The following is a 23,983-nucleotide window of genomic DNA, read 5'->3' on the forward strand; positions in this document are numbered from 1 at the left end:
TCCGATCCTTCACGCCGCCCTCGCACTGCTTCGCAGGCTTCGGGACGGCTGCGCCGGACTCCGTCCGTCGTGCCGGGGGCGCCCCGGCCTCGGCGTGAGTACAGGTCAGTAGGTGACGAAGATCCGCCGCGCCAGCCCGTCCACCCGCACCCGGCCGCCGTACGGCATGACGATGCGCGGGTCGGTGTGGCCGAGGTCGACGTCGAGGACGGCGAGGGTGTCGGGGGCGTACTCCTTGAGGGCGCGGAGGACGGCCTCGCGCTGCCCGGAGACGTAACGCCCACGCTCCTCCGCCGCCAGCGGAGCCTCGAAGGACCAGCTCTGCGGCCGGCCCATCAGCAGCGCCGGGAACCGCGCGAGCAGACCGCGCTCGCCCATGTTCCGGAGGATCCGGTAGACCTCATCGGCACTCGGCATCTCCTCCGAGGTCTCCAGGAAGAGCACGCAGCCCTCGTACCGCTCCGCCGGAAGTATCTCCCGGTCCGCCATCATCAGCCAGGACACGATCTCCAGGCACCCGCCCCAGCTCACGCCCTCGACGACGCGATCGGCGTTGTGCCAGATCCAGCCCCCGGCGGGCTCCATCGCCGGGGCCGCCTCGAAGGTCGCCGGGTCCTCCCACCGCCCGGCCACGTACCGCGTCTCACCGGGCGATGCCAGCTCGTACTCCTCACCCGAGGTGAACACCGCCGCGCGCAGCGCGCCTTCGGTCAGCGGATGCATCGCGACCGGGCGACCGAACTCCGCCATCACGGCGCCGCCGTAATAGCCGACGATCCCCGAATTCCACAGGTAGACAAGGAAGTTGGTGTTGTCGCTCCAGCCGAAGAACGGCTTCGGATTGGCCTTGACCAACTCCCGGTCCAGATGACGCAGAACCGTGATCTGGTCATCCCCGCCGATGCTCGTGAAGACCGCCTTGATCGTCGGATCCGCGAACGCCGCGTGAATGTCGGCCGCCCGCTCCTGCGGGCTCGCGTCCATCCGGCGGGTCGTCGCGTACTCCACCGGAGTACGAGGCCGAAGTCCTCGGCGAGCCGGCTCAGCCCCAGCTCGTACGGTCGCGGGAAGAGCGCGGGCAGCCCGGCGGCTGACGACGCGCTGGAGAACAACATCGCGACTTCCTCGCAGCTCGTCTCCGGCTACCCGGCCACGCCCGCCGGGCAGGCGGCGAACCTGCGGGATATCATGAACGTCGTCGAGGCCGTCCCCAACGGCCTCGGCCTGGGCGTCTTCTACTGGGAGCCGACCTGGACCGCCGTCACCGGCAACGGCTGGGATCCCGCCGACCCGTCATCGGGCGACGCGTGGGAGAACCAGGCACTGTTCGACTACGGCGACAGGGCGCTGCCGACGATGAGGTGGTTCAACCACCGCTGAGGCGTCAGAGCCCCGCGTCAGAGCCGCCGCGTGGCGAGCGTCAGCCGGTCGCGGGCGTCGAAGAGCGCGTCCTTGATCATCTGCTCGTGTGCCGGGGTCAGCCGGGCCACCGGGACCGAGCAGCTGATCGCGTCCCGGGCGGGGGTGCGGTAGGGGATCGCGACGCCGTAACAGCGCAGGCCGAGGGTGTTCTCCTCGCGGTCGATCGCGTAGCCCTGCTCGCGGATCTGCTGGAGTTCGAGGATGAGCTTCTCGCGGTCGGTGTGGGTGTGCTCGGTCAGCGGGTCCAGGGTCTCCGGGAGCAGCTTGCGGACCTGCTCGTCGGTGTACGTCGCGAGCAACGCCTTGCCCAGGGAGGTCGAGTGGGCGGGGAGGCGGCGGCCGACGCGTGTGAAGGGGCGCAGATAGTGCTGGGACTGGCGGGTGGCGAGGTAGACCACGTTGGTGCCGTCGAGGCGGGCGAGGTGGATGGTCTCGCTGGTGTCGTCCGAGAGCCGGTCGAGGGCCGGGCGGGCGGCCGCGACCACCTCGTCGCCGTCGATGTACGAGGTGCCGACGAGCAGGGCCCGTACGCCGATCCCGTAGCGCGTGCCGGTGGCGTCGGTCTCGATCCAGCCGAGCTCGACGAGCGTGCGCAGCAGCATGTAGAGGCTGGACTTGGGGTATCCGACGGCCTCCTGCACGGCGGCAAGGCTGTGCATGCCGGGGCTCCCGGCGAAGAACTCCAGCAGCTCCACGGTACGGACCGCCGACTTGACCTGCGCTCCGGCGTCACCAGCAGCCATCGGTCGACCCCTCTTGTTCGGCCGGGATGCCCGGAAGTAGGCTCCCGACACAGTTCACGGTTACAGACGCTGTTCAGTATATCGAACGAAGTATAAGGTGGAGGCACCGCGATGGCTGTACCAGTGTGGAGCGTAGATCCCCGTACCGGGAAGCAGCGGGAGCAGGTCGCCGTAGAAGCTACCGCCGAGGAGATCGACGCGGTCGTACGGGCGGCGGCAGCCGCCGCCCCGGCGCTGGCCGACCGGATCGTACGCGCCCGGCTGCTGCGCACCGCCGCCGACTTCCTGGAAGAGGCCGGCCCCCGCATCCTGGAGGCCGCCGACGCCGAAACCGCACTCGGCCCGGGCCGGCTCACCGGCGAACTCGGCCGCACCACCTACCAGTTGCGGGCCTTCGCCGACATCGTGGACGAGGGCGCCTTCCTCGACGTGATCATCGACCACGCCGATCCCTCGCTGGCGCCCCCGCGCCCCGACCTGCGGCGCTACAAGATCCCGCTGGGCGTCGTCGCGGTCTACTCGGCAAGCAACTTCCCGCTCGCCTTCTCCGTCCCCGGCGGCGACACGGCGAGCGCGCTGGCGGCCGGCTGCCCGGTCGTCGTCAAGGCCCACCCCGACCACCCGGCCACCTCGGAGCTGTGCGCCGACGCGCTGCGGCGCGCCGCTGTCGCGGTGGGCCTCCCGGTGGACGTGGTGGCGGTCGTGCACGGCTTCGAGGCCGGCGTTGAGCTGGTCAAGCACCCGCTGGTCTCGGCGGCCGGCTTCACCGGCTCCGTACGGGGCGGCCGGGCGCTGTTCGACGCGGCCGCCGCCCGGCCCGTGCCCATCCCCTTCCACGGCGAACTGGGCTCCCTCAACCCGGTGGTGATCACCGAGGCCGCCGCAGAGGAGCGCGCCGAGCAGATCGGCGCCGGCCTCGCCGGATCCCTGACGCTCGGCGTCGGCCAGTTCTGCGTCAAGCCCGGCCTGGTCCTCGCCCCGGAGGGAGAGGCGGGTGACCGGCTGCTCAAGTCCCTCACCGGCGCCGTCTCCGACGCCCCCGCCGGCACCCTCCTCGACGCCCGGATGCGGGACAACTTCATCGCCGGCGTCCGCGAACGCGCCGAACTCCCCGGCGTCCAGGCCCCCGTCGAGCCCGGCGACGGCGGCGAGCACCTGGTGCGCCCTGGCTTCGTCTCCGTACCGGCGGCCCGGCTCACGGAGCCGGGTGACTACGACGCCCTGCTGGAGGAGTGCTTCGGCCCCGTCACGGTCGTCGCCCGCTACGCCACCCCCGGCGAGCTCGAGGCCGTCCTCGGCCGCCTCCCCGGCAACCTCACCGCCACCGCCCACATCAGCGAGGCCGAGGCCTCCGGAGACGGCCCCGGCGCCGACCTCCTCGCCCGCCTCACCCCCCTCGCCGGACGCGTCGTGGTCAACGGCTGGCCTACCGGCGTCGCCGTCGCCCCCGCCATGCACCACGGCGGCCCCTACCCCGCCACCACCTCCACCTCCACCTCCGTCGGCGGCACCGCCATCGAGCGCTGGCTCCGCCCCGTCGTCTACCAGGACGCCCCGGCAGCCCTCCTCCCGACCGAGCTCCGCGACGACAACCCGCTCGGCCTGCCGCGCCGGGTGGACGGCCACCGCGAGGCCTGATGCCGGGGGGCGGCCGCCCGCCGGCGGCCGCCCCCCGGTCCGCCGGGGTTACCCGACGGGCTCGAAGTCCCGGGCGCCGATGAAGTCGGGTCGGCGCACCGGGGCCGCGTAGGGCTCGACGGCGGCGTTCTCCACGCTGTTGAAGACGATGAAGACGTTGCTGCGTGGGAACGGTGTGATGTTGTCGCCGGACCCGTGCATGCAGTTGCAGTCGAACCAGGTCGCCGAGCCGGCCGGGCCGGTGAAGAGCTTGATGCCGTGCCGCCCGGCCAGCTCCGTGAGCGCGGCGTCGGACGGGGTGCCGGCCTCCTGCATCTTCAGGGACTGCCGGTAGTTGTCGGCGGGGGTCTCGCCCGCGCAGCCGAGGAAGGTGCGGTGCGAGCCAGGCATGATCATCAGGCCGCCGTTGGTGGCGTGGTTCTCCGTCAGGGCGATGGAGACGGAGACCGTACGCATCCGGGGGAGGCCGTCCTCGGCGTGCCAGGTCTCGAAGTCCGAGTGCCAGTAGAAGCCGGAGGCGCCGAAGCCCGGCTTGACGTTGACACGACTCTGGTGGACGTAGACGTCGGAGCCGAGGATCCGGCGGGCGTAGTCCAGCAGGCGGGTGTCGCGGACCAGACCGGCGAAGACCTCGCTGAGCTTGTGCACCTCGAAGACGGAGCGGATCTCCTGGGACTTCGGCTCGATCACCGCCCGCTCGTCGGCGCGCACGGCGGGATCGGCGAGCAGCCGATCGAGTTCGGCGCGGTAGGTCTTCACCTCGGTGGGCGTCATCAGCTGATCGACCGTCAGGAAGCCGTCACGGTCGTAGTCACGCAGGTCCGCCGCTCCCGACTCGCCCCAGACGACGGGGTCCTGGCGGGGGCTGATCACCTCGGTGGCGCCCCGGGTCGGGTACAGGTCGGCCGGTTGTGTCGTCGTCGTCATCTCAGACTCCCCCCGTCAGCAGGGGGTAGACGCCGTTCTCGTCGTGCTCCTCGCGGCCGGTGACGGGCGGGTTGAAGACGCACACGAAGCGCAGATCGGTCCTCGGCCGCATGGTGTGCCGCTCGTGACCGTCGAGGAGATAGAGCGTGCCGGGGGAGATCCGGTGCGTCTCGCCGGTCTCGTCGTTGGTCAACTCGCCCTCGCCTTCGACGCAGAGGACGGCCTCGATGTGGTTCGCGTACCACATGGAGGTCTCGGTGCCCGCGTACATGACGGTCTCGTGCATGGAGAAGCCGACGCCCTCGCGGGCCAGGATGATGCGCTTGCTGCGCCAGGTGCCGCCCTCGGCGGCGATGTCGCGGTCGGTGCCTTCGATGTCCTTCAGGGAACGGACGATCATCTCTGCGTTCTCCTTCCTTACGCGGTCTCGCGGATGGCGCGGGCGAGGGTACGCAACCCCTCGTCCAGCTCTTCGGGGGTGATGGTCAGGGCGGGCAGCAGCTTGACGACCTCGCTCTGCGGGCCCGAGGTCTCGACGAGCAGGCCGAGTTCGAAGGCGCGGGCGCAGACCCTCTCGGCGCGGCCGGTGTCGGTGAACTCCAGCCCCCATGCCATGCCACGGCCCCGGTACTCGGCCCCGGCAGTAAGAGGGGCGCGCGAAGCGCTCGTTGAAGGGGTGGTGGCGGGCGACGGGCGGGCGTGCTCGTCGCAGATCTGCCGCAGGGCCGCCTCGATCTGCTCGCCGCGCGCGATGGTCTGCTTCTCCATGCCGCTGTCGGCCCAGTACGTGTCCAGGGCGGCGGTCGCGGTGACGAAGGCCGGGTTGTTGCCCCGGAAGGTGCCGTTGTGCTCGCCGGGCTCCCAGATGTCGAGCTCGGGCTTGAACAGGGCCAGCGACATGGGCATGCCGTAGCCGCCGATGGACTTGGAGAGGGTGACGATGTCGGGGACGATCCCGGCCTCCTCGAAGGAGAAGAAGGTCCCCGTGCGGCCGCAGCCCATCTGGATGTCGTCGACGATCAGCAGCATGTCGCGCCGCTTGCACAGGTCGGCCAGGCCGCGCAGCCACTCCGGGCGGGCGACGTTGATGCCGCCCTCGCCCTGGATGGTCTCGACGATCACGGCGGCGGGCTTGTTGAGCCCCGATCCCTGGTCCTCAAGCAGCCGTTCGAACCACAGGAAGTCCGGGACGCGGCCCGCGAAGTAGTTGTCGAACGGCATCGGCGTGCCATGGACGAGGGGGATGCCGGCGCCCGCCCGCTTCATCGAGTTGCCGGTGACGGCGAGCGAGCCCAGCGACATGCCGTGGAAGGCGTTGGTGAACGACACGACCGACTCACGGCCCTTGACCTTGCGGGCCAGCTTCAGCGCGGCCTCCACGGCGTTGGTACCGGTGGGGCCGGGGAACATCACCTTGTAGTCCAGGCCGCGCGGGCGCAGCACCAGGTCCTGGAAGCGCTCCAGGAAGGCCCGCTTGGCGGTGGTGCTCATGTCCAGGCCGTGGGTGACGCCGTCGCGTTCCAGGTAGTCCAGCAGGGCGCGTTTGAGGACCGGGTTGTTGTGCCCGTAGTTGAGCGCTCCGGCGCCGGAGAAGAAGTCCAGGTAGCCGTGGCCGTCCTCGTCGTACATCCAGCTGCCCTGCGCGCGGTCGAACACGGCGGGCCAGCCACGGCAGTAGCTGCGTACCTCGGACTCCAGGGTCTCGAAAACGGTCATGACGGGCGGGGTGATGGTCATTCCAGATCCTTACGATGTGCGTGGGGGGATGGGGGAAAGTCAGGCGATCGGCTCGATGCGGTACAGCAACTCGGGCTCGTGCCCGTCGGGGAACAGGGCACCGTCGAACAGCACTTCGCGCTCGATGCGGGCGCCGTGCCGCTCGCCGAAGGACATGAACAGGCGGTGCGAGGCCTCGTTGTCCGGCGTGATCGTCGTCTCGACGCCCCGTACGCCCTCGGCGACCACGCGCTGCGCCAGGTCGTCCAGCATCGCGCCGGCCAGCCCCCGGCCACGGTGCGCGCGGTCCACCGCGACCTGCCACACCACCAGCGTCTCCGGCCGGTCGGGCCGTACGTAGCCGGTCGCGAAGCCCACCGGCTCGCCGCCGTCCCCGCGCGCCACCACCGAGGTGCGGGCGAAGTCGCGGCACCAGAGGAGATAGCTGTACGAGGAGTTGAGGTCGAGGGCGTCCGAATCGCGGGCGATACGCCAGAGCGCGGCACCGTCCCCGATATCCGGGATGTCGAGCAGCAATTGCGTTGCGGCGGTCATGCGGCACGAAGCTACCGAGTGGAAATTGGAATTGCACGGGGCAATGGCCTTTACGCGGCGGACTTCATCGGTTATCACGCGTGCGTGAGAGTGGCCGGGTATCGGGGGTATTTATCAGCACAATACCGGACAGAACGGTCCGGATGTGGGGTCGGTCACACATGGGAAATCACCGTGAGACGTTCACGAAATCTTGGCGTTTGGCCCGTGATCGATTGGGCAGGAGTGTGTCGGAGGAATATCCGGTGACAATTGCCGGGAATTCACTTGGAATTCCGGGAGGAGTGCCCGTCGGAATAGGGGGAAGCATCCGCCCGCAAAGGCTCAGTAGAAGTCGCCGCGGACTTCCACCGTGCCATCGGAGCCGTCCCCCTGCGCCGCGTAGAGGTCGCCGCCGGTGTCACGGCCGCCCTGTGCGTGGTTGTACTGGCCGGCGAAGCGGGCAGCGGTCATCGGGGGCAGCTGATCAAGGAGGGGATGTGCCATGGGCCGAGGGTAACCGGTGCCTCGTAGAGTGCATGGCATGGGAGAACGCGAGGTGCTGCACATCAGGGGCCGGGTCCTCACCGGCCCCGACGACGGGGACGTACGGGACGAGCTGTGGGTGATCGACGGCCGGATCAGCTACGACCGGCCGACCGGCACCCGCGATGCGGTGACCGTCGACGGCTGGGTCCTGCCCGGCCTGGTCGACGCCCACTGCCATGTCGGCCTCGGCCAGCAGGGCGCCGTCGATGCGGCCACCGCCGAGAAGCAGGCCCTCACCGACCGGGACGCCGGCACCCTTCTCCTCCGCGACGCCGGGTCGCCCTCCGACACCCGCTGGGTCGACGATCGCGAGGACCTGCCCCGGATCATCCGTGCCGGCCGCCACATCGCCCGCACCCGGCGCTACATCCGTGACTTCGCCTGGGAGATCGAGCCCGAGGACCTGGTCGCCTATGTCCGCCAGGAGGCCCGGCGCGGCGACGGCTGGGTCAAGCTGGTCGGCGACTGGATCGACCGCGAGGCCGGCGATCTGACCGCCTGCTGGCCGCGCGGCGCCGTCGAGGCCGCGATCGCCGCCGCCCACGAGGAGGGCGCCCGGGTCACGGCGCACTGCTTCGCCGAGGACTCCCTCCGGGACCTGGTCGAGGCCGGCATCGACTGCATCGAGCACGCCACCGGCCTGACCGACGACACCATCCCGCTCTTCGCCGAGCGTGGCGTCGCCGTCGTCCCCACCCTGGTCAACATCGCCACCTTCCCGCAGCTCGCGGCCCCCGCCGACGCCAAGTTCCCCCGCTGGGCCGACCACATGCGGCGCCTCCACGCCCGCCGCTACGACACCGTCCGCTCCGCCTACGACGCCGGCATCCCCGTCTTCGCGGGCACCGACGCCGGCGGCTCCCTCGCCCACGGCCTCATTCCCGACGAGGTCGCCGAGCTCGTCCGCGCCGGCCTCCCGCCCACCGCCGCCCTGTCGGCCGCCACCTGGGGGGCGCGCGAATGGCTCGGCCGCCCCTCCCTCACCGAGGGCGCCTCCGCCGACCTCGTCGTTCTCCCCTCCGACCCCCGCGAGGACGTACGCGTCCTGGCCGCCCCGCGCCGGGCGGTCCTGCGGGGCCGGGTGGTCGGGTAGGAACCGGCGGGAAATCAGAACCCCAATTCGGGTGATCCCTGGCGGAACCGACGGATCCGCTTGCCCCGTCCGTGTTGACATCGGAAGCAACCGGTCAGAAAGCACACAGGACGGGGAACCGCCATGACCAGGCGAGGACCACAGAAGTTCCCGGGCGCATCGCTGCGTTACTGGTACCAGGACGACTTCGGCGGCGACGCCATGGAGGTCAACGTCGTCGTCCTCCACACGACCGAGTGCCGGACCGTCCCGTCGTACGAAGGCGGCAGCAATGCGCCCAATCTGACGGCGGTCCCGGACTTCGGGGCGGAGAAGCTGAAGTGGTACCAGCACTTCGACATCGACATCTCGTCGCGCGCGCTGGCCAACCTGCCGGTCGGCGTGGAGACCAACACGCTAAACGTCTGCCAGGTCGAGCTGGTGGGCACCTGCGACCCGGGCCGGCATCACCGGTGGGGGGGGGGCAGCCCGCACCTCTACTGGCCGGAGGCACCGGACTGGGCCCTGCGTGAACTGGCGCGGTTCCTGGCCTGGATGAGCGAGGAACACGACGTGCCGCTGAGCGGGCCCAAGGTGTGGAAGCCGTATCCCGAGTCGTACGGGGCCCACAACGGGGAGCGGATGTCGGGGCGGACGTGGAACGGCTTCAAGGGAGTGTGCGGGCACTGCCACGTCCCCGAGAACCTCCATGGGGATCCCGGTGCGATCGACTTCGCGACGCTGATCGCCTACGCGAGGGAGTACGCGAGTTGACGCTGCGTGACCCGGAGTGCGAGGCGCTCGTTGCTCACCACGGTGTGCGCCGCGGCGCGTCAAGGGAGGTGGGAGGCGTCACCCCGTTGAACGGGTGACGGATGGGAATGGGCGTACCGAAAGGTTCGAATATGCGGGCGAAAACCACCCTTTGGAGTGAACTGGCGCCAGGTAGTCGCCAGTTCACTCTCAGTACGTAAATCATTACGTGCGTCAAGGTCGTCGCGAACGCGCTGTCCCCATCAGCAAGCGTCGACGACCCATGCCAGTTGGGGGTTTTCCACCTTGTACAGCACTGCCTTCAGCATGCCCGTCGTCGCACTCGCGGCAGGCACGCTCGCTCTGGCGCCCGCGGCCACCGCACACGCGACGGGGAACACGAGCAGCAGCGGAAAGGCCACGGCCGTTGTCCTGCGGACCGGGCTCGATGTCTCGCTGCTCAACAACACGGTCGACGTGCCGCTGAATCTCTCGCTCAACGACGTGCACGCGCCCGCCGACGCCGGCCAGACCGCCCTGATCGCCAAGCTCGACGGGGTCGACGGTGGCAAGCCGTTCAGCGTGGTGCGCGCCGACGTCGCCACCGCGCGGGCCACGGCGGACAAGCACAAGGCCGAGGGATACGTGAATCTGGTCAACGCGCAGGTCCATGTCCCGGGCCTGCCGCTGATCGGCCTGATCAAAGTCGGGACGGTGACGTCCAGAGCCACCTGCGAGGCCGGCAAGCAGCCGACGGCCGAATCGAATCTGCTGGGACATGTGGCCGTCCTCGGCAAGAGGGTGACGGTCAGCACGGGCGGTACGACCAAGGTCACGGTGCCGGGGGTCGGTGAGGTCCGGCTTGATCTGTCGAAGCGGGAGGTGACTTCGCGTACGGCGGCGGCCACCGCGCTCGAACTGACGGTGTCGGTCAACCCGCTCAACCTCAACGTGGCCGAAGTGAACGGGACGGTCACGCTGGCCAAGGCGACCTGCGAGTCGCCGAAGGCCGGCAGTTCGACGGGCGGTAGCTCCGATCCCAGCCCCGGTACGAGCACCGGCGCGGGAAGCGGCACCGGAACCGGCACTGGAACCAAGGCCAAGGCCCAGAACGTCGCCACCAGCGAACAGAACCTCGCCGAGACCGGCGGCAGCTCCGCCACCCCGTACCTCGCAGCAGGCGCGGCCGGCCTGCTCGCCATCGGCGGCGCCGTGGTCTACGCCGCCCGCCGCCGCAAGCCGGCCACGGTGAACGTCCGGGACTGACCCGGACCCCGGGGGGGACAGGGGGCCGGGGGGAAACGTGGAGGGCGGCGACGTGTCCGGCGCCGCCCTCCACCACTACCGGTGTTCAGCCCACCAGCGCCTTGCCCAGCGCCTCCGCGAACCGATCCGTGGTGTCCCGGTCCCGCACGGCGACCCGCAGCCACTCCGGGCCCAGCCCAGGGAACGTATCGGCCCGCCGCACCGCGAAGCCGAGGTCCCGCAGCCGCTCGCGTACGACGTCCGCACCCGGCAGCCGTACGAGCAGGAAAGGCCCCGCAGGCGCGTCGCCCGCGATCTCCAGCCCAGCGAACTCCCGCAGCCGGGCGGCGAGATACTCGCGGTCGGCCGCGATGCGCAGCGCCGCCTCCGCCGCCTCGGCCAGCGCGGCGGACTCCACGCACGCCGAGATGGCGGTCAGCCCCGGCGTGGACACCGCCCACAGCGGCTGGGCGCGCTCCAACTCGCCGATGCGCGCCGGGTCCGCCAGCACGTAGCCGATCCGCAGCCCCGCCAGCCCCCAGGTCTTGGTGAGGCTGCGCAGCACCACCAGCCCGGGCAGATCGCGCCGCCCGGCCAGGGACTCGGACTCGCCCGGGACCGCGTCCATGAAGGCCTCGTCGACCACCAGGGTCCGGCCGGGGCGGGCCAGCGCGGCGATGTCGGCGGCCGGGTGCAGTACGGACGTCGGGTTGGTCGGGTTGCCGATGACGACCAGGTCGGCGTCATCGGGAACCAGCGCCGGGTCGAGCCGGAAGCCGTCGGAGCCGCTGAGCAGCACCCGCTCGACCGCGTGGCCGGCGTCCAGCAGCGCCGCCTCCGGCTCGGTGAACTGCGGGTGCACCACGACCGCCCGGCGCGGTGACAACGCCCGGGCGAGCAGGACGAAGGCCTCCGCCGCACCCGCCGTCAGCAGCACCTCGCCGGGTGGCCGGCCGTGCCGTACGGCCACCGCGTCGCGCGCCGCCCGGCCGTCGGGGTAGGCGGCGAGCCCGTCGAGGGAGGCGGCGATGCGCTTCTTCAGCCAGGGCGGCGGCGTACCGGTGCGGACGTTGACGGCGAGGTCGACGAGGCCGTCGCCGACCTCCTGGTCCCCGTGGTGGCGCAGATCGTAGCCGTCAGTGGGCATGGTCGTGGTGGTGATGGCCGTGGGAGTGCGACGGGTCGTCCGGGTGGTGGTGCGGCTGCTGCGGCGAGCCGACCCGGTCCTCGAACCCCGGCAGCTTGATGCGGTACATGCAGGTGTCGCAGTTCATCCGCAGATCGCCCTTGAGCGTCTCCCGGTACCGCTCCATCACCAGCTCCGCCAACTCCGGCTCCGGCCCGATGACATCGGCCTGCCGCAGCGCCACCTCCGGGTGTGCCGCCCCCCAGCCCTCCGCCTGCTGGCGTACGCGCTCCGGCAGGATCCCGGTGAACAGGAAGTACGGCAGCACCACGACCCGCTTGGCGCCCAGCTTCGCGCACCGGTCGAGCCCCGACGGCACGTCCGGCGCCGCCAGCGACACGAAGGCGGTCTCCACGCCCGCGAACCCCCGGCCCTCCCACAGCAGCCTGGCGACCTTGCAGACCTCGGCGTTGGCGTCCGGGTCGGTCGAGCCACGGCCGACGACGAGCACCGTGGTGTCCTCGCGCTCGGCCAGGCCGACCACCTCGTCCAGCCGCCGCTCCAGCACCGCCAGCAGCCCCGGATGCGGGCCGAGGGGCCGCCCGTACGCGTACGAGGTGCCAGGGTGCCGCTGCTCTTCTCGGGCCAGCGCGGCCGGGATGTCGCCCTTCGCGTGTCCGGCCGACACCAGCACGAGCGGCACGGCGGCGAAGCGGCGGGCGCCGCCCTCCACCAGCTCGGCCACGGCGTCCGCCAGTGGCGGCGGCGACAGCTCGATGAAGCCGCCGCCGACCGGCAGCCCCGGATTCCGCTCACCGAGCTGCGCCACGAACGCGCGGAACGCATCGGCCCCGGCGTCGTCACGGGTGCCATGGCCGACGAGGAGGAGTGCGGGTGGTGCGGGCGGGGTCACAGGTGATTCTCCTTGTTGGGGTATTCCGTATAGAGCAGGGCGTTGAGCGCGGCCGCGGCCACCGCAGAACCGCCCTTCTCCGAGACATTGCTGACGGCGGGCAGGCCGGAGGCCCGCAGCGCCGCCTTGCTCTCCGCCGCGCCGACGAAGCCGACCGGCAGCCCGATCACGAGGGCCGGACCCGCCGCCTCGAGCGTCAGCAGCTCCTCCAGCGCGGTCGGCGCGCACCCGATCACCCATATGGCGCCGGGGCCCACCTCCTCGTACGCGAGGCGGATCGCATGGGCCGAACGAGTCAGCGCGGGGCCGGACTTGGCCTCCTTGAGGCGGCAGACCGCCTTGCGGGTGGTGATCCCCGAGGCCACCATCTCGACGTCCGCGACGATCGGCGCGCCCGCGAGCAGCGCCGCGTGCGCGGTGACGAGCGACGGCTCGTCGCAGACCAGGTCGTCCGCGTAGTCCAGGTCCGCGCTGGAGTGGATCACGCGCTCCACCACCGCGCGCGTCAGCGGCGGAAGTGGTGACGTGTCGAGCCGCGACCGCAGAATGCGGAACGACTCCTGCTCGATCGGGTGAACCGTCGTCCGGCTCATCGGACTCCTCCGGTAAGGGTCGTCTCTTCAATGGCGTCGACCGGGCACACCTCGATGCACTCCACGCACCCGGTGCACAGCTCCGCCAGCACGTGCAGCGTCCCGCCCCGCGGCCGGATGGCGTGCGTCGGGCACGTCAGCAGACACGCCCCGCAGCCCGCGCAGCGCGAGGTGACGCGGACCGGGGCCGTCACACCTGCCACCGGTAGCCGCGCGGGGTGACCATGCGGCCGGCGACATTGCGGGTGGCGGTGTTGCCGATGGTCACCACGGTGACCATGTCGACGGTGGTCACGTCCAGCGCGGCCAAGGTCGTGACCTCGCTGCGCTCGTCGGCGCGCGAGGCCGCGTGGACCACGCCGACCGGGGTCTGCGGGGTGCGGTGGCCGGCCAGGATGGACAGCGCCTTGGGAAGCTGCCAGTCGCGGCCCCGGCTGCGCGGGTTGTAGAAGGTGACCACGAGGTCGGACTCCGCCGCCGCCCGCACCCGCCGCTCGATGACCTCCCACGGCGTGTGCAGATCCGACAGGCTGATCGACACGTGGTCGTGGCCCAGCGGCGCCCCCAGAATCGCGGCGGCCGCCAGCGCGGCCGTCACCCCGGGTACGCCCACCACGTCGATGTCGCCACTCGCCTCGGCCAGGGCGGGGGAGGCCATCGCGTACACCCCCGCGTCCCCGCTCCCGATCAGCGCGACCGCGTACCCCGCCCGTGCCTCGGCCACGGCCGTACGGGCCCGCTCCTCCTCCGCGCCCAGCCCGGACTCCAGGGTCCGGGTGCCCGGGCGCAGCAGATCCCGGATCTGGTCCACGTACTGGTCCAGGCCCACCACGACCGACGCCCGCCGCAGCTCCTCACGGGCCCGCGGCGTCACCAGGTCCCGCGCGCCCGGGCCCAGCCCGACCACCGCCAGCCGCCCGCGCGGACGCCGCCGCGCCACGGCCGCCGTGGCCATCGCCGACTTCCGCTTCTGGACCACCAGTTCACCGCCGGGCGCCGCCGCCAGCGCCGCCGCCTCCGCCACGGACGGCGTCCCCACCGCCGCGAGGGGCGCCGCCGACGGGTTCGGCACCGCGATGCCGGCCAACACCTCGGCCCCGTACGTCTCCAGGGGCACCCCCAGCCGCTCCGCCGCCGCCACGATCCCCGCCTCGTCCGCCTTGGCGTCCACCGTCGCAAGCGCGGCCACCGACTTCGGCGACAACCCCCCTTCCGCCAGGGCAGTTTCAACGATCGCCAGCACCTCGTCGGCACGCACACCCCGGCTGGCCCCGACCCCCACCACGAGCGACGGCGGCCGCAGCACGGCGGTCCGGTCCCTCTCGGCCAAGACGCGGTCGGTCACCAGCAGTTCGGCCTCCCCGGCCGCCCCCACGTTGGGCGGAAGCGCGGGCAACGGCCAGATGGCGTCCGCCCGCAGCGCGACCGGCTCACCGTCGAGCATTGCGCGGCTTACGGCCGCCACCGCGCCCTCGACCGGCAGCCCGAGCATGTCGAGCCCAGCTGCGTCCGTGGCATCCGTAGCCGTCGTGATCACCGGCGCCGTACCGAGCACGTCCGACACCGCCTCCGCAAGTGCATTCGCCCCGCCCCCGTGCCCGCCCAGCAGCGCGACCGCGTGCCGCTGCGCCTCGTCGACGCACACCACGCCCGGGTCGGCCGCCTTGCCCTCGAGCAGCGGCGCAACGAGCCGCACCACCGCTCCGGTCGCCAGGAAGCACACCAACTGCTCACACTCGGTGAAGGCTTGTGTCACGGCCTCGCGGACCGGGCCGCCGTACAGCCGCGTACGGTCCGGCCAGGCGGCCGCGAGCTGCTCGCAGCCGCGCTGTCCCGCCGCGGTGGCGGATATCAGGCCGATCACTGTGTTGCTCCTTCGGTGGTTGTGCGGTGCGGCTGGTGCCGCCTGCGCCGGGGTTCGTTGCCACGTGCGGCGTCGTTGCGCCTGCGGCGGGCTTCCTCCCGCCCGCCCGCCTGTTCGCCGGCCCGTCGGCTTCTGGCCTCTCATGGGTGGTTGTTCGCGGTCGGCGGCCGCGGCCCTTCGGGTGGATCTTCTGCCAGAACAGGACCCCCACCGAGCCGCTGCCGCGCGACAAGTTGAGAGGGTGCGCCGGGTTGCCCCCGGAAGCGACGAGAACACACGGGGGGCAACACAACGCCCCCGGTGACGTTCAAGCGCTGAGGAGGCTGCCCGGTGGCGCCCCAGACCCAGGGCACAATCAGGCGCACCCGGCACAGGCCGCCCGGCCCGCTGCGCTCTGCAGTCGACCTCGGGCTTTGGGAGAACGTTCCGCCAGGCGGAACCGGCTGGCACAACCCGGCCACGTGCCTCGGGCCGCCGACGCACCCCCGGCAACCCACCGTCGTGGTGCGAGCCCGTTCCCGGGTGCTGGTGGGTTGGGCCAGCCTCCCCCAAAGCTTCCTTCGGGAGGTGCCCCCACCCCCAGCTAGACGCTGGGAGGTGCCCCCATCTCGCTTGCTCGCGTCAGGCGGACGGCCTACCCCCAACCCATCGGCAAGTAGGGGGTCCGCGTCCCCGGACCCGCCACCGTCCCGCGTACCCCAGAGGACGAAGACCGGATTGGTCGCCGCAAGCCGGCTGACCTCACCCGGCAGCGGGGCGAGCCGCGAGGACTGCAACAGAACCCCCTCGACGACGAGCCCCGCACCGGCAAGAGCCGCCCGGACATCCGCGACGCGGTCAAGCGCGGCCAGCGTCACGACCACGACCCGCCGCACCCGGGCAGCGCACGCAGCCACGATCGCCGGAAGGTCCGCACCGCCGCCGCCGATGAAAACCGCGTCCGGATCGGGGAGTTGGCCGAGGACGGCAGGGGCGGAGCCGTGCACGGCCTGCACGTCCACGCCGTGGGCGGCGGCGTTGGCCAAGACCCGGTCGACGCCGTCGGCGGCGCGCTCGACGGCCACCACCGCAGCCCCGAAGCGCGCGCATTCGACGGCCACCGACCCGGAGCCGGCGCCGATGTCCCAGACGAGGTCGCCCGTGCGGGGGCCGAGCCGGGAAAGCGCCAGCGCCCGGACCTCGTACTTCGTGACCATGGAGTCCCGGTAGGCAAACGCATCCTCCGGCAGCGCCCAGCCGGCAGGCGAAGGCCGCGGACCGGCGACCGTACGCGGCACCGGCGACAACACCCGCCCCTCATCGAGGCACAGGACGACGCTGACACCCACCGCCGACCAGTCCCGCGCTGCCGCGTCCGCCGGGGAGAGCCGTTCGACGGACTCCTCGGCCGTGCCGAGCGCCGCCGCGACGACCAGCGTCCGCTCGATGCCGGTGTCCGCCAGCGCCGCGCCCAGCTCACCCGGCCCGGCCCCCGGGCCGGTCAGCACGGCGGTCTTCGCGTGCGCACGGCACACGTTGACCGCCGTGCGCGGGTCGCGGCCGTGCGCGCTGACGACGACCGCGTCGTCCCACGTCAAGCCGAGCCGTGCGAAGGCCACGGCCACCGACGGTGCCGAGGGCCGTACGTCCAGTGCCGCCGGGCCGAAGCGCTCGGCCAGGGCGCGTACGATCCCGAAGAACCCGGGGTCGCCGGAGGCGAGGACGGTCGCCGTGCCGCCCTTGGCGAGGTGTTCCTCGATGGCGTCCAGCGCGGGGGCGAGCGGCCCGAGGCCGATCCGCTGGACGCCGGGCGGGAGCGCGGCGGCGTCCAGGTGGCGCCGGGCGCCGACGACCAGGGTCGCGTCAGCGGGCACCCCCGAAGCCGCGGGCCCAGCAGCCGTACCCGTACCGATGACCGTGATCACGCCAGCAGCCCCCCGCCCCACCGCGCGACGAGCTCGCGCCCCGTGAAGTCGACCATCGCCGCCTCCGCCGCGACCCGGCCCTCCGTGAAGCGCTCCATGACGTCCGCGACACGCCGGCACAGTTCGACCCCGGCCGGGGCGAGCAGCCCCGCCGTGTCCCACAACTCGTACGCGTGGCGGGCGGTGTTGGCGGCGGCCACCTCCGCCGCGAGCTCCGCGTCGCCGCCCACCGCGCGCGTGATGTCGGCGAGGACGGCCGTGTTGACCTTGGAGCGCGTGTAGTGCGTCATCAGCACACCCGCCGCCAGTTTCGTCAGCTTGCCGGCCATCCCGACGAAGATCACCCGCCCGACGCCCAGTTCCACCGCCCGGCGCAGCGCCGCGCCCGTGAAGTCGCCGACCTCGATGAAGCACACCGACGGCAGCTGCGGCAGCAGCTCCATCGCGCCCTTCTCCGTGCGGCCGCCGGTGCACAGCACGACCGCCTGCTCGCCCTGCGCTGCGGCGACGGCCACGGCCTGTTCGACGCTCGCCCGCCAGGAGGCGGTCGAGAAGGGCCGGACGATGCCGGTGGTCCCGAGGATCGAAATGCCGCCCAGGATGCCCAGCTTGCCGTTCGTCGTCTTTTTGGCCCGCTGCTCGCCGTCGGGGACGCTGATCGTGACGTCGACCCCGCGCACCGCCAGGTCCACGACCTCGCCGACCGCCTGCGTGATCATCGCGCGCGGTGTCGGGTTGATCGCGGGCCCGCCGACCTCGAGGCCCAGCCCCGGCTTGGTCACCACCCCGACGCCAAGGCCGCCGTGCAGCGCGATCCCTGGCGTGTCCCGCCAGCTGACCGTCGCCGTGAGGTGCGCGCCGTGCGTCACGTCCGGGTCGTCGCCGGCGTCTTTCACCACGACCGCCTCCGTACGCCCCGGCCGCAGTTCCACCGACCGCTCCACTGCAAAGGTCACCCGTCGCCCGGACGGCAGCCCGATCTCCACCCACGGCTTCGCGGTCCCCGTCACCAGGTGCAGGGCGGCCGCCCGCGCTGCGGCTGACGCGCAGGTGCCGGTCGTCCAGCCGGTACGCAGCGCCTTGGGACGCTCCTTGGCGGTGCGCGGCAGATCGGGCTCGCGCAGCTCGGGTCCTTCGTAAGGCTCTTCGTAGGGGGTGTCGCTCAAGGCCGTCCCTCCTTCCGGGGTCTCGTCAGTCTGTACGGGCAGGTCGGCTAGCCGCGCGATTCACGCAGCTCGCGGCGCGCCACCGGGTCGGCCCGGCGATAGCCGTGGAAGTGGCCGGGGTGGTAGAGGTGCGAGCGTGTGCCGGTCGCCGACAGGGCCGGGCCGACCAGGAACAGGGTGTGCTTCCAGAGCTTGTGCTCCTTGACCGTGGCCTCCAGCGTCGCGATCGTGCAGCGCAGCACCAGTTCCTCCGGCCAGGTCGCCTGGTAGGCGATCACCACCGGCGTGTCCTCCGGATAGCCGCCCTCCAGCAACTCGCCGACCAGCTGCCCGGACCGGGCCGCCGACAGGAACAGCGCCATCGTCGTGCCGTGCCGCGCGAACTCCCGTACCTCTTCGCCCGGCGGCATCGGCGTCTTGCCGCCGCCCAGTCGGGTCAGGATCACGGACTGCGCGACCTCGGGGATCGTCAGCTCGCGCTGCGCGATGGCCGCGACCGCCGAGAAGGACGACACGCCCGGCACGATCTCGGTCTCGAGCCCCAGTTCCACGCAGCGGTCGAGCTGCTCCTGCGTACCGCCCCACAGGGCCGGGTCGCCGGAGTGGATCCGCGCGACCCGCAGGCCGTCGCGCTGCGCCCGCTCATAGACGGCGACCACGTCCTCCAGCGACATCGTCGCCGAGTCCAGGATCTCCGCACCCTCGCGGGCGTGCTCCAGCACCTCGGCCTGCACCAGGCTCGCCGCCCAGATCACGACGTCCGCGTCGGCGATGGCCTTCGCGGCCCGGAAGGTCAGCAGATCGGCCGCGCCGGGACCGGCCCCGACGAAGGTCACTTTCCCATTGGTCCCGGTGACCGTCACAGCTTTCCTCCACGGGTCTCCCGCGACGCGGGCGCGATCAATGTCGACAAATATGGCAACGGACCGTCCAGCAGCTCGCTCGCGGGCCGTATCGACTCCTCCGGCAGCCCCAGCGCAGACCCCCACACCGCGCCCTCGGTCCGGCCCGTCTCCTTCAACGCCGCCGCCACCTCCTCCGCCAGCCGCCCGAACTTGTACGCCACGACCGTCCCCGGCCCCTCCAGCGCCTCCCTCAGCACCGCCGATCCCGCCGTCACCGGCACCAGCGTCAACGGCTCGGTCCCCTCGGTCAGTACGGCCCCGCTGCGCGCCGCCAGGTCCTGCATCGCCGTGATGCCCGGCACCGTCTCGACGGTGAGCCCGTCGACCAGCCCGTCGACCGTCTGCGCGAGGTAGGTGAACGTCGAGTACACGTTCGGGTCCCCGATCGTCGCGAACGCCACCGTCCCGTGCGCCCGCAGCAACTCAGCGACCCGCCCGCCCGCCGCGTCCCACGCCGCCTCGCGCCGCGCGCGGTCACTCCGCTCGTTGAGCGCGAACACCACCCGTACGACCTTCTCCTGCGCCACGTAATGCAGCACCGTCGCCTCCGCCCGGCCCCGCTCGCCCGTGTCCATCACCGGGACCACCACGACGTCGGCGGCCCGCAGCGCGTTCACGCCCTTCACGGTCACCAGTTCCGGGTCGCCGGGTCCGACCCCGACCCCGATCAGCCGGTGTGTCGTCATGCTGCTGCTCCTCGTCCGTTCATCGTGTGGCGCCTTCCGCGAACCGCCGTGCGAGCGACGGCTCCGCCGCCCAGTGCACGTGCAGGTACGAGGCGTGCACCCTGCCTGCCTTGACGAAGCCCTCAACGCGCCGCTCGGGCTTCGTCAGCCCCCACGCCGGCGCCGCGCCCGCCCCCGGTTCGATCACGGTCCGGTGGAACTCGTGCCCCCGCACGCGCGTCCCCGCCACCGCCAGCGCGCTGTCCGACACCGCCACCGCTTCCCGGTAGCCCAGCGTCAGCCGCTCCGACATGCGGGCGGTCGCGTCCAGCACGCCGCACATCGGCAGGTCGTCCAGCTCCCTCGCCAGGTACAGCAGCCCGGCGCACTCGGCGGCCACGGGCCCGTCGAACGCCGCCACGGCCTTGCGCAGCGGCTCGTTGGCCGACAACTCGGGCGCGTACACCTCCGGGAAGCCGCCACCGATGACGATGCCCGCAGTGCGCTCCGGCAGGCTCTCGTCACGGAGGGGGTCGAAGGTCACGACCTCCGCCCCGGCGGCCGCCAGCAGCTCCGCATGCTCGGCGTACGAGAACGTGAACGCGGCCCCGCCGGCCACGGCGATCACCGGCGAATGGGCCCGTCCGCCGTCCGGGGAGCCGTCCGCGACCACCTCCGCCGCGTCCCACGGCGCAGCCGCAAGCGGGGGAGCGCTGCGCGCCAGCGCCAGCAGCCCCTCCAGGTCGCACCCGGCGCGTACCCGTGCCGCCAGCGCGCGCACGGACTCCAGGGCCTCCGGCCGCCGCTCGGCGACGGGCACCAGCCCGAGGTGGCGCGAGGGCGCGCCCAGCGCACCGTCGCGCCGCAGGGCGCCGAGCACCGGCACCCCGGACTCGTCCAGGGCGGCCCGCAGCAAGGCCTCGTGGCGGTCGGAGCCGACCTTGTTGAGGATCACGCCCGCGACCCGCACCTCGGGGTCCCAGGAGGCGAAGCCGTGCACCAGGGCGGCCACCGACCGCGACTGCGACGACGCGTCGACGACCAGCACGACCGGCGCCCGCAGCCGCTTCGCCACATGCGCGGTCGACGCCAGCTCGCCCTGCCCCGAGGCGCCGTCGTACAGCCCCATGACGCCCTCGACCACCGCGAGATCGGCACCGGCCGCACCATGCAGGAAGAGCGGAGCGACCAGCTCCTCCCCGCACATGTACGCGTCGAGATTGCGGCCGACGCGCCCCGTGGCCAGCGCGTGGTACCCCGGGTCGATGTAGTCGGGCCCGACCTTGTGCGGGGACACGGCGAGTCCGGCCTCCGCGAAGGCGGCCATCAGCCCGGTGGCGACGGTCGTCTTGCCGCTGCCGGAGGCCGGCGCGGCGATCACAAGCCGGGGGACGTTGGACGAGGACGAGGTCACCACTCGATGCCCTTCTGGCCCTTCTGGCCGACATCCATCGGGTGCTTGACCTTGCCCATCTCGGTCACCAGATCGGCGGCCACCACCAGCTTCTCGGGCGCGTTGCGGCCGGTGATGACGACGTGCTGCGTCCCGGGCCGGTCGCGCAGCACCGCGACGACCTCGTCGGTGTCCACCCAGCCCCAGTGCATCGGATAGGCGAACTCGTCGAGCACGTAAAGCCCGTACGTCTCCGCCGCCAGGTCCCGCTTGACCTGCTCCCAGCCCTCCCGGGCGGCTTCCTCGCTGGTCTCCAGGTCCCGCTGCACCCAGGACCAGCCCTCGCCCATCTTGTGCCAGGCGACGGTCCCGCCCTCGCCGGAGTCGCCGAGCACGCGCAGCGCCCGCTCCTCGCCGACCTTCCACTTCGCCGACTTCACGAACTGGAACACCCCGATCGGCCAGCCCTGATTCCACGCCCGCAGCGCCAGCCCGAAGGCCGCCGTCGACTTGCCCTTCCCGATGCCCGTGTGCACCACGACCAGCGGCCGGTTGCGGCGCTGCCGCGTCGTCAGCCCGTCCTCCGGCACGACGCTCGGCTTTCCCTGCGGCATTACGCGGCCCTCCTGCGTACGTCCCGTACGAGCGCGGACACGGTGTCCGCGCGCAATTCCTCCAGCGTCACGGCGGCGCCGCTCAGATCCCGCGCCAGCGCACCCGCCAGCCCGAGCCGTACGGGCCCCGACTCACAGTCCACGACCACCGACGCCACGCCCTCGGCCGCCAGCAGCCGCGCCGCCCGCGACGCGAGCGCCACCGGCCCGCCGGTCTCCCGCCCCCGCCCTTCTGCGGAAGCTCCCCCGGCCTCCGGCTGGTGGGGGCACTCTCCCTCGCTTCGCTGGGGGCGCCCCCACCCAGCCGCCAGGCTGGGGGAGGACCCTGCACCTTTTTCTTGGCCACCCGTCGCCCGGCCGTCGGTCACCACGACCAGCAGCGGCCGCCGCGACGCGTCCCGCAGCCGCTCCACGCGCAACACCTCGCGGGCCTTCAGAAGCCCGGCCGCCAGCGGCGTCCTGCCGCCGGTCGGCAGCATGCCCAGGCGCGCCGCGCCCGCCTCCACCGACGACGTCGGCGGCAGCGCCAACTCGGCCCCGCTGCCCCGGAAGGTGATCAGCCCGATCTTGTCCCGTCGCTGGTAGGCGTCCAGCAGCAGTGACAGCACCGCGCCCTTGACCGCGCTCATCCGCTGCCGCGCCGCCATCGACCCGGACGCGTCCACCACGAACAGGACGAGGTTGCCCTCGCGGCCCTCCCGTACGGCCTGCCGCAAGTCGTCCTTACGTATCACCAGCCCGGCACCACTACGCCCCCGCGCCCGCTGGTGCGGGGCCGCCGCCTGCACGGTCGCCGCCAAGTGCAGCTTGCTCAGGGCGCCCTGGGGCCGCCGGGCCCCCGTCGTCCGCCCGTGCGCCGTCCGCGCCCTTGAGCGGCGTCCTGCGGCGCCCTCGCCGAGCCCCGGCACGCTCAGCGCCTTCGCCTTGAACGGCTCCCCGGCGGGGGCGGTCTTCTGCTCGCCGCCGGTAGCAGGGGCGGTGCCTTGGGCCGGCTCAGTCCCTTCGCCGTCGCCAGGTCCGTCCTCCGGCGGCTGCCCGCCGCCGTCATCCGGGCCATCGGGGTCCGGGTCGGGGTCCGGGTCCTCGTCCCCGCCCCGGTTCTGCTCCAGCGTCTCGTCGAGCTTCTCCTCGTCCAGGCCGGGCGCGTCAAAGGGGTTGCGCCTGCGCCGGTGCGGCAACGCCAGCAGCGCCGCCTGCCGTACGTCCTCCGCCAGCACCTCCGTGCGGCCCGCCCACGCCGCCAGCGCCGTCGCCGTACGGGCCATCACGATGTCCGCCCGCATCCCGTCGACCTCGAACGCCGCGCACGTCGCCGCGATCTGCCGCAACGGCCCGTCCCCCAGCCGCACCTCCGGCAACAACGCACGGGCCCCAGCGATCCGCTTCCGCAGCGCGCTCTCCTCATCTGCCCAACGCCCCGCGAACCCCGCCGGATCCTCGTCGTACGCCAGCCTCCGCCGCACCACCTCGACCCGCTCGTCCGTCTCCCGCGACGCCGCCACCTCGACCGTCAGCCCGAACCGGTCCAGCAACTGCGGCCGCAGCTCCCCCTCCTCCGGGTTCATCGTCCCCACCAGCAGGAACCGCGCCGCGTGCCGCACGGACACGCCCTCCCGCTCCACGTACGACGCCCCCATGGCCGCCGCGTCCAGCAACAGGTCCACCAGGTGGTCGTGGAGCAGATTCACCTCGTCCACATACAGCACCCCCCGGTGCGCCGCCGCGAGCAGGCCCGGCTCGAAAGACTTCACGCCCTCCGCCAGCGCCCGCTCAATATCCAGCGCCCCCACCAGCCGGTCCTCCGACGCCCCGACCGGCAGTTCCACCATCCGCGCGGCCCGCGCCGTCCCGTCCGTCGACTTATGCGGCCCATCCGGGCACGCCGGATCCGGCGCTCCCGGATCACAACTGAACCGGCACCCCGGCACGACCTTCACCTCCGGCATGAGCGCCGACAGGGCGCGTACGGCGGTGCTTTTGGCAGTGCCCTTCTCGCCACGTACCAGCACGCCGCCCACGGCTGGGGAGACCGCGTTGAGCAGCAACGCCAGCCGCAGATCATCCATCCCGACGATCGCGCTAAAGGGGTAAGGGGTGCTCATGCGGCGCTCCTTGGGGTTGTGGGCAGGCGTTCCGCTGTGGCGAGCGAAGCGATATGGGGGTACCTCCCAGACGGAGTCCGAGGGTGGGGGTCCCCCAGCCTTGGGCGGGGGGACCCCCACCCAAAGGAAGCTTTGGGGG

The 23,983-nt window shown here is 72.4% G+C and carries 21 protein-coding genes and 3 pseudogenes; 5 read left to right on the forward strand and 19 right to left on the reverse strand.

The genetic code is table 11. The features are described 5' to 3' along the window. Window positions 1–105: 105 nt before the first annotated feature. Window positions 106–1,115, reverse strand: a pseudogene (locus EFK10_RS03935) (S66 family peptidase). Here EFK10_RS03935 and EFK10_RS03940 point away from each other — a divergent pair. Then, a pseudogene (locus tag EFK10_RS03940) lies at window positions 1,090–1,380 on the forward strand (glycosyl hydrolase 53 family protein); the annotation flags it as partial. The pseudogenes EFK10_RS03935 and EFK10_RS03940 sit on opposite strands and share 26 nt — an antisense overlap. 17 nt (window positions 1,381–1,397) lie before the next feature. On the opposite strand, the gene EFK10_RS03945 reads toward EFK10_RS03940, so the two are convergent. Further along, on the reverse strand, window positions 1,398–2,165 hold the full coding sequence (locus EFK10_RS03945; RefSeq protein ID WP_127354377.1) for an IclR family transcriptional regulator: 768 nt from the start codon (window positions 2,163–2,165) through the stop codon (window positions 1,398–1,400). A 111-nt stretch (window positions 2,166–2,276) separates the two neighbouring features. Here EFK10_RS03945 and EFK10_RS03950 point away from each other — a divergent pair, with 111 nt between their 5' ends. Beyond that, window positions 2,277–3,803: an aldehyde dehydrogenase (NADP(+)) gene (locus tag EFK10_RS03950; RefSeq protein WP_127354378.1), complete on the forward strand. Its 1,527-nt coding sequence runs from the start codon at window positions 2,277–2,279 to the stop codon at window positions 3,801–3,803. Between the two features lie 48 nt (window positions 3,804–3,851). On the opposite strand, the gene thpD is transcribed toward EFK10_RS03950, so the two are convergent. From thpD to EFK10_RS46970, 5 genes are all read right to left on the reverse strand, one after another. Next, complete coding sequence (gene thpD / locus EFK10_RS03955) at window positions 3,852–4,730, reverse strand: ectoine hydroxylase (RefSeq protein ID WP_127354379.1); 879 nt, start codon at window positions 4,728–4,730, stop codon at window positions 3,852–3,854. A gap of 1 nt (window position 4,731) precedes the next feature. Beyond that, window positions 4,732–5,130, reverse strand: coding sequence for an ectoine synthase (locus tag EFK10_RS03960; protein WP_127354380.1), 399 nt, complete (start codon window positions 5,128–5,130; stop codon window positions 4,732–4,734). Between the two features lie 17 nt (window positions 5,131–5,147). After that, window positions 5,148–6,467, reverse strand: a complete 1,320-nt coding sequence (ectB, locus tag EFK10_RS03965; protein WP_127354381.1) for a diaminobutyrate--2-oxoglutarate transaminase — start codon at window positions 6,465–6,467, stop codon at window positions 5,148–5,150. Between the two features lie 39 nt (window positions 6,468–6,506). Then, window positions 6,507–7,001 carry a diaminobutyrate acetyltransferase gene (gene ectA / locus EFK10_RS03970; protein ID WP_127354382.1) on the reverse strand — a complete coding sequence of 165 codons (495 nt, stop codon included), beginning with the start codon at window positions 6,999–7,001 and terminating at the stop codon, window positions 6,507–6,509. 324 nt (window positions 7,002–7,325) lie between these two features. Further along, on the reverse strand, window positions 7,326–7,487 hold the full coding sequence (locus EFK10_RS46970) for a hypothetical protein (RefSeq protein WP_164835815.1): 162 nt from the start codon (window positions 7,485–7,487) through the stop codon (window positions 7,326–7,328). Between the two features lie 37 nt (window positions 7,488–7,524). Between EFK10_RS46970 and EFK10_RS03975 the strand changes: the two genes are divergently transcribed. The 3 genes from EFK10_RS03975 (at window position 7,525) to EFK10_RS03985 (ending at window position 10,620) form a co-directional block, all read left to right on the forward strand. Next, window positions 7,525–8,622 carry an amidohydrolase family protein gene (locus EFK10_RS03975; RefSeq protein WP_127354383.1) on the forward strand — a complete coding sequence of 366 codons (1,098 nt, stop codon included), beginning with the start codon at window positions 7,525–7,527 and terminating at the stop codon, window positions 8,620–8,622. Window positions 8,623–8,745: 123 nt separating this feature from the next. Further along, the gene (locus tag EFK10_RS03980) at window positions 8,746–9,375 is read left to right on the forward strand and encodes a hypothetical protein (protein WP_127354384.1); all 630 of its coding nucleotides are present in this window, start codon (window positions 8,746–8,748) and stop codon (window positions 9,373–9,375) included. A gap of 306 nt (window positions 9,376–9,681) precedes the next feature. Continuing rightward, the gene (locus EFK10_RS03985; protein ID WP_127354385.1) at window positions 9,682–10,620 is read left to right on the forward strand and encodes an SCO1860 family LAETG-anchored protein; all 939 of its coding nucleotides are present in this window, start codon (window positions 9,682–9,684) and stop codon (window positions 10,618–10,620) included. A gap of 85 nt (window positions 10,621–10,705) precedes the next feature. On the opposite strand, the gene cobC is transcribed toward EFK10_RS03985, so the two are convergent. The 12 genes and pseudogenes from cobC to EFK10_RS04045 all read right to left on the reverse strand — a co-directional run bounded on the left by cobC (window position 10,706) and on the right by EFK10_RS04045 (window position 23,844). Beyond that, window positions 10,706–11,746, reverse strand: coding sequence for an Rv2231c family pyridoxal phosphate-dependent protein CobC (gene cobC, locus EFK10_RS03990; protein WP_127354386.1), 1,041 nt, complete (start codon window positions 11,744–11,746; stop codon window positions 10,706–10,708). Continuing rightward, window positions 11,736–12,638: a sirohydrochlorin chelatase gene (locus tag EFK10_RS03995; RefSeq protein WP_127354387.1), complete on the reverse strand. Its 903-nt coding sequence runs from the start codon at window positions 12,636–12,638 to the stop codon at window positions 11,736–11,738. The genes cobC and EFK10_RS03995 overlap by 11 nt, the downstream gene beginning before the upstream one ends. Next, window positions 12,635–13,231, reverse strand: coding sequence for a precorrin-8X methylmutase (locus EFK10_RS04000; protein ID WP_127354388.1), 597 nt, complete (start codon window positions 13,229–13,231; stop codon window positions 12,635–12,637). Before EFK10_RS04000 ends, EFK10_RS03995 begins: the two co-directional genes overlap by 4 nt. Continuing rightward, complete coding sequence (locus EFK10_RS04005; protein WP_127354389.1) at window positions 13,228–13,434, reverse strand: 4Fe-4S binding protein; 207 nt, start codon at window positions 13,432–13,434, stop codon at window positions 13,228–13,230. Before EFK10_RS04005 ends, EFK10_RS04000 begins: the two co-directional genes overlap by 4 nt. Beyond that, entirely contained in the window at window positions 13,422–15,095 is a 1,674-nt protein-coding gene (gene cobJ / locus EFK10_RS04010) for a precorrin-3B C(17)-methyltransferase (RefSeq protein WP_127354390.1), read from the reverse strand. The genes EFK10_RS04005 and cobJ overlap by 13 nt, the downstream gene beginning before the upstream one ends. A 688-nt stretch (window positions 15,096–15,783) precedes the next feature. Continuing rightward, window positions 15,784–16,999: pseudogene (gene cbiE, locus EFK10_RS04015) on the reverse strand (precorrin-6y C5,15-methyltransferase (decarboxylating) subunit CbiE); the annotation flags it as partial. Further along, a complete protein-coding gene (locus tag EFK10_RS04020) occupies window positions 16,996–18,165 on the reverse strand; it encodes a cobalt-precorrin-5B (C(1))-methyltransferase (RefSeq protein WP_164835816.1) in 1,170 nt (389 codons plus the stop codon). The gene EFK10_RS04020 and the pseudogene cbiE, both read right to left, overlap by 4 nt. A gap of 47 nt (window positions 18,166–18,212) precedes the next feature. Then, on the reverse strand, window positions 18,213–19,028 hold the full coding sequence (cobM, locus tag EFK10_RS04025; RefSeq protein ID WP_127354393.1) for a precorrin-4 C(11)-methyltransferase: 816 nt from the start codon (window positions 19,026–19,028) through the stop codon (window positions 18,213–18,215). Further along, a complete protein-coding gene (gene cobI, locus EFK10_RS04030) occupies window positions 19,025–19,756 on the reverse strand; it encodes a precorrin-2 C(20)-methyltransferase (protein WP_127354394.1) in 732 nt (243 codons plus the stop codon). The genes cobM and cobI overlap by 4 nt, the downstream gene beginning before the upstream one ends. Window positions 19,757–19,775: 19 nt before the next feature. After that, window positions 19,776–21,152, reverse strand: coding sequence for a cobyrinate a,c-diamide synthase (locus EFK10_RS04035; protein ID WP_407646996.1), 1,377 nt, complete (start codon window positions 21,150–21,152; stop codon window positions 19,776–19,778). Beyond that, window positions 21,146–21,742 (reverse strand): cob(I)yrinic acid a,c-diamide adenosyltransferase, encoded by a 597-nt coding sequence (cobO, locus tag EFK10_RS04040; RefSeq protein ID WP_127354396.1) that lies wholly within the window; start codon window positions 21,740–21,742, stop codon window positions 21,146–21,148. Before cobO ends, EFK10_RS04035 begins: the two co-directional genes overlap by 7 nt. Continuing rightward, window positions 21,742–23,844, reverse strand: coding sequence for a putative cobaltochelatase (locus tag EFK10_RS04045; RefSeq protein ID WP_127354397.1), 2,103 nt, complete (start codon window positions 23,842–23,844; stop codon window positions 21,742–21,744). Before EFK10_RS04045 ends, cobO begins: the two co-directional genes overlap by 1 nt. Between the last annotated feature and the right edge of the window lie 139 nt (window positions 23,845–23,983).

The organism is Streptomyces soli (assembly GCF_003999195.1).
Classification (GTDB): Bacteria; Actinomycetota; Actinomycetes; order Streptomycetales; family Streptomycetaceae; genus Actinacidiphila; species Actinacidiphila soli.

Excerpts from the sequence above, each read along its gene's own strand:
- cobO (WP_127354396.1), bottom strand. The coding sequence starts at position 21,742 with ATGCCGCAGGGAAAGCCGAGCGTCGTGCCGGAGGACGGGCTGACGACG.
- cobC (WP_127354386.1), bottom strand. The coding sequence starts at position 11,746 with ATGCCCACTGACGGCTACGATCTGCGCCACCACGGGGACCAGGAGGTC.
- EFK10_RS04045 (WP_127354397.1), bottom strand. The coding sequence starts at position 23,844 with ATGAGCACCCCTTACCCCTTTAGCGCGATCGTCGGGATGGATGATCTG.
- EFK10_RS03985 (WP_127354385.1), top strand. The coding sequence starts at position 9,682 with ATGCCCGTCGTCGCACTCGCGGCAGGCACGCTCGCTCTGGCGCCCGCG.
- ectB (WP_127354381.1), bottom strand. The coding sequence starts at position 6,467 with ATGACCATCACCCCGCCCGTCATGACCGTTTTCGAGACCCTGGAGTCC.
- EFK10_RS03975 (WP_127354383.1), top strand. The coding sequence starts at position 7,525 with ATGGGAGAACGCGAGGTGCTGCACATCAGGGGCCGGGTCCTCACCGGC.
- thpD (WP_127354379.1), bottom strand. The coding sequence starts at position 4,730 with ATGACGACGACGACACAACCGGCCGACCTGTACCCGACCCGGGGCGCC.
- EFK10_RS03960 (WP_127354380.1), bottom strand. The coding sequence starts at position 5,130 with ATGATCGTCCGTTCCCTGAAGGACATCGAAGGCACCGACCGCGACATC.
- ectA (WP_127354382.1), bottom strand. The coding sequence starts at position 7,001 with ATGACCGCCGCAACGCAATTGCTGCTCGACATCCCGGATATCGGGGAC.
- cobI (WP_127354394.1), bottom strand. The coding sequence starts at position 19,756 with ATGACGACACACCGGCTGATCGGGGTCGGGGTCGGACCCGGCGACCCG.
- EFK10_RS03980 (WP_127354384.1), top strand. The coding sequence starts at position 8,746 with ATGACCAGGCGAGGACCACAGAAGTTCCCGGGCGCATCGCTGCGTTAC.
- EFK10_RS04000 (WP_127354388.1), bottom strand. The coding sequence starts at position 13,231 with ATGAGCCGGACGACGGTTCACCCGATCGAGCAGGAGTCGTTCCGCATT.
- EFK10_RS03945 (WP_127354377.1), bottom strand. The coding sequence starts at position 2,165 with ATGGCTGCTGGTGACGCCGGAGCGCAGGTCAAGTCGGCGGTCCGTACC.
- EFK10_RS46970 (WP_164835815.1), bottom strand. The coding sequence starts at position 7,487 with ATGGCACATCCCCTCCTTGATCAGCTGCCCCCGATGACCGCTGCCCGC.
- EFK10_RS03950 (WP_127354378.1), top strand. The coding sequence starts at position 2,277 with ATGGCTGTACCAGTGTGGAGCGTAGATCCCCGTACCGGGAAGCAGCGG.